This is a genomic window from Streptomyces sp. NPDC059909 (genome assembly GCF_042730885.1).
GTDB lineage: Bacteria > Actinomycetota > Actinomycetes > Streptomycetales > Streptomycetaceae > Streptomyces.
The window spans coordinates 1-3,389 of sequence record NZ_JBHWKX010000181.1 but is presented as its reverse complement, the minus strand read 5'-3'; the positions used below and the strand labels follow the sequence as shown (position 1 = coordinate 3,389).

General features: G+C 66.7%; 4 protein-coding genes. 3 read left to right on the top strand and 1 reads right to left on the bottom strand.

Annotated elements, in window-relative coordinates:
• Nucleotides 1-63: 63 nt before the first annotated feature.
• The gene (locus ACFV9O_RS39915; RefSeq protein ID WP_385427899.1) at nucleotides 64-138 is read left to right on the top strand and encodes an excalibur calcium-binding domain-containing protein; all 75 of its coding nucleotides are present in this window, start codon (nucleotides 64-66) and stop codon (nucleotides 136-138) included.
• 738 nt (nucleotides 139-876) lie between these two features.
• Entirely contained in the window at nucleotides 877-2,490 is a 1,614-nt protein-coding gene (locus tag ACFV9O_RS39910; protein WP_385427896.1) for a TerD family protein, read from the top strand.
• A gap of 273 nt (nucleotides 2,491-2,763) precedes the next feature.
• Here ACFV9O_RS39910 and ACFV9O_RS39905 read toward each other — a convergent pair whose 3' ends face one another.
• Entirely contained in the window at nucleotides 2,764-2,916 is a 153-nt protein-coding gene (locus tag ACFV9O_RS39905) for a suppressor of fused domain protein (RefSeq protein ID WP_385427893.1), read from the bottom strand.
• Nucleotides 2,917-3,016: 100 nt separating this feature from the next.
• Between ACFV9O_RS39905 and ACFV9O_RS39900 the strand changes: the two genes are divergently transcribed.
• Entirely contained in the window at nucleotides 3,017-3,310 is a 294-nt protein-coding gene (locus ACFV9O_RS39900) for a hypothetical protein (RefSeq protein ID WP_385427890.1), read from the top strand.
• Nucleotides 3,311-3,389: the final 79 nt, after the last annotated feature.

The window sequence follows — 3,389 nt, the reverse complement described above, 5'->3', positions numbered from 1 at the left end:
GAGGTTCCCGGCCCGGATGTTGGCCTTCAGCGTCGAATAGGCGTCGCGGACCTTCTTAATGGTGTGCTGGGCGGCCTGCGACCCCAAACCCCGCGCCTCGACCGCGACGGTGACGGCACCGGCTGCGAGTGGAGCTGACACGCAAGCTCCCGCCCACGGGGGGCAGGCGCAGGACGCAGGGGGAGCTTGGGAGAAGATCCCGACGGTCCGGCTAGGTCTGTGACCTGCGCAAATAACCCGGACAGCTCACAGCGCGGCTCTCTGGGCTGTGTCGTGGGCGGTGTCCCGCCGACAGGAGGGTGTTGCGGGCCTGCGGCGTTGACGGTCGGTGTCCCAGCTGTCCGACTGTCCGGTTGAGGCTGTGACCAGCGAGAACACGCCGGACAGTCCACACCGCAGATGTCCGGGGTGTCCGGTCACCCATCCGCGGACGGGCTCGAAGAGCTGACCACGTCAACGGGCCGGACGGCCGCAAGGGAAGGCTTCCGCACTCGCCGGTCGCAGACGGGCTGCCCCCGAGTGTTGCGGCCGTCGGCGACGCTGTGCGGCTGGATGGTGGGGCAGAAAGCGCAAACTTGCTTCAATCCCCGGTGCCGGTATCTCGGCGGTGGCAGACTCCCTGCGAAGAAATGGGGAGGGACCATGGGCTTCGGCTTTCGCGTCGGTGTACCTGGATTGAGCGTGCGAGTCTCGACTCGAGGGGTACGGACGTCCGTGGGGCCCCGGGCGGCACGGATCAGCATGGGGGGCGGCGGCACCCGGATCTCATCCGGGCTGGGGCCCTTCTACGCCTCCAGTTCGCTGGGGGGAGGACGCCGGCGCACCAGTACGAGTCGCACCACCCGTTCCCGGGCCGTCGCCCCGTCGGCGGCACAGTTGGACCGCGCTCGCCGTCAAGCCGAGCGGGCTCAGCAGGAGGCGGAACGCGATGCCGCGATCGTGCAGTTGCGGGAGCTGCGGCAGCAATCGACCAGCGTGCATTTGCAGTCCTTTCAGCCGGTTCACCAGCCGGTGGTACCGGGGCCTCCTCAGCTGGGGATGCCCTGGGCCCTGGCAGAAGCACAGGCTTTCCACCTCATGGGGCTGGGCGTGTTTGCACGCGCTGAGAAAGCGGCGGCGAAGAGGAAGGCTGAGGAGGACGCTCCGGCCTATCTGGCCGCTGAACAGACTCGCCTCCATGCCGTTCACGGGCAACTGGCCGCCGAGGCCGAACAGTGGTGGCAGGCCCTCGTGGCGAACGACGAGGAGACCGTCTGCGAGGTGGTCAACTATGCCTTCGCCGACAACCCTGCCGCGGGTTGCGCGGTAGGAGTCGACGGCTCGGTTCTGTCTGTAGTGATGCGGCACCAGGACATCGACTCGTTGCCCGGCCAGACGCCTGGGGTCACGTCCAGTGGGCGCCCCACCCTCAAGACACTCAATAAGCGAGACCGCACCCTGTGGTGGCTCACGTCCATGGGGTCGAACATCATCGCTACGCTCAAGGAGGGATTCGCCACCGCACCGGGGATCAATGCCATCGACCTGGCTGTGCTCACACGACTGCCGGACACGCAGCGACTCGGATTCGTGGCGTATGGCCGCTGGACGCGCCAGGCCATTGAAGCTGGCCCCTGGCGGGAGCCGGGAGATGCCCTGCGGTTCCTCGACATCGGCCAGGACGTCGCATGCTCGGTCAGCACAACGGCTTCCGGCAACCTGCCCACCACGATTAAGCCTCTGGACACCAGCCGACTGCCCGGCCTGCAGAACCTGCTCGACCACGCCCAGGACGAGGCCAGTTCTGGTGACACTTCCCTAGCCGATCTGGACGGGGACCTGCGCGCCAACGTCCCGGCGGCCCATCACGCTCCCGCCCAGGATCACTATCGGATTCGCCCTTTCGCCGAGTGGAAGAGTCAGACCTCTCCGTCGCTGTCGCCCGCCCCCACTGCACTGGGGCACGCCGCCCCGACGGTGCTCATTCCGGGACAGACCCTGGCGCTGCCCGAAGAAGCCTGGCAAGGACTGCATATCGCCTTCACCTTCGTCGGCGCCGACGCGGATCTCACCTTGTTCCTGACGAACGGCGAGGGTCGCGTGGCCTCCGACGAGGACTTCGTCTTCTACAACCAACCCTCCGCCGTCCACGGCGCGGCACGCCTCCTGGGCAAGCAGTCTGAAGGCCAGCACACCGTTGAACGCGCAGCCGTCCACCTCGCGGCTCTACCTGCTCACATCCAGCGGATCACGATCGCGATCAACATGGATGTCGATTCCGGCCTCACATGCGGCTCCCTCACTCATGCCTCGCTCTCCATGGACTGTGGCACCGGGGCCGCCTGGGCATTCAAGCCGCCCGCCGATCCCGACATCCGCGCCATGGTCATCGCGGAGCTCTACCGGCACACGGCCAACGACCAGCCCACGTGGAAGCTTCGCGCGATCGGCCAAGGTTGGGCCGACGGCCTTGACGGACTCGCCCGAGCCCACGGCGTAGACGTGGAATGACTCGGGTCCAAGGCACCTCCTGAGCCTGTCACGGGCTGGCACCCGGCGGGCTTGGCCAGCCAGTGTCGGCTCTGGGGTGTCTTTCTCCGCGTGGCCGGGCTACCGGAGCGGCAGCGGAAACACACCGGACAGCTCTAAGCGAATGTGTCCGGGCTGTCCGGTCATAGATGGGCTGCAACCCCCGGGGGGTTGCAGCCCATTAGCGAAGCCGGAGGAACCTGGAGCCGATACGCCCCCGGCGACCACGAACGGTGACCGCCGGAGGCCAGAATCTCAGGCGACCGACGCCCTGAAAGGATCGGTGGGGATGATCTCTGCCTCGTCGAAGAGCTGCTCCAACGCCTCGTGCCCGTGACGCCTGCGGAACTCGATCTCGGCTGTTGTCACGGGCAGGGTCCACAGGATGCGGGCGTGGCCCCCCGGCAACGGGACAGTGTTCCAGGTCGGGTCCGTGGAGATAGGGCAGGCTGATCAACAGGTGATCGCAGGTTGAACCCGGCACCCACGGTTCACCGACCGGCATGCTGTGCTCCAGGTCGAGCTGATGTCCTCCGCAGTGGTAGTAGGCGATCATCGCCATGAGCTCGATGAACCGCTGGTCGCGGACGTGGGCGGTCATGACGAACTCAAGTCCATGACCGTCCTTCTCCATCGCGGCCCAGCACCCAGCGGTCACATAGGCCCAGCTGTCGCTGCGGGGACCGGGACCTACAACGAGAACTCGCAGATCGGGCACCACCGCTCGCCGTTCCGTCCCGAGGTCGTAGTCGACGACCTCCACAGAGTGCCCCTCGATAAGAACGCTGTCGGCAACGGCTGAATTTGGGACCAGTTCGAACGGTTCAATCGTGAGCCATTGTGCGGCCTCGGTGGTTCGTCAGTCGTTGTCGGTGGCGGTG